The organism is Achromobacter sp. SIMBA_011 (assembly GCF_046535435.1).
GTDB classification, from domain to species: Bacteria; Pseudomonadota; Gammaproteobacteria; order Burkholderiales; family Burkholderiaceae_B; genus Achromobacter; species Achromobacter dolens.
The window spans coordinates 1-257 of the sequence record NZ_JAWRWN010000786.1 but is presented as its reverse complement, the minus strand read 5'-3'; the positions used below and the strand labels follow the sequence as shown (position 1 = coordinate 257).

Annotated in this window: 1 protein-coding gene; it reads left to right on the top strand. The window is 52.5% G+C overall.

Annotation, left to right across the window (positions count from 1 at the left end; genetic code table 11):
- Positions 1-5: 5 nt before the first annotated feature.
- Positions 6-257 (top strand): TRAP transporter small permease subunit (locus tag SB816_RS33135; protein WP_410548393.1); only part of this gene is annotated, 252 nt, incomplete at its 3' end.

Sequence of the window (257 nt, the reverse complement as noted above, 5' to 3'; positions counted from 1 at the left end):
TACGCATTACCTTTTTCCTAGATATGTTGCCGCCATCGCTTGCGGGTTACGTGAGGCGCTTGGCGGATCTCGCAATGCTTTCATTTCTCGCGTATGCAACCATCCTCAGTTTTGAAATGACGATCCAAGGGGCCTCTCGTCCTTCGGTCGCGTTGCGCCTTCCCTACGCGCTACTCTACATGTCCACCTTAATCTCCTTTGGGGTAATGTTCATCACCGCGCTTCTCCGGTTTGTAGGCGCCATACCAGAACCTCAA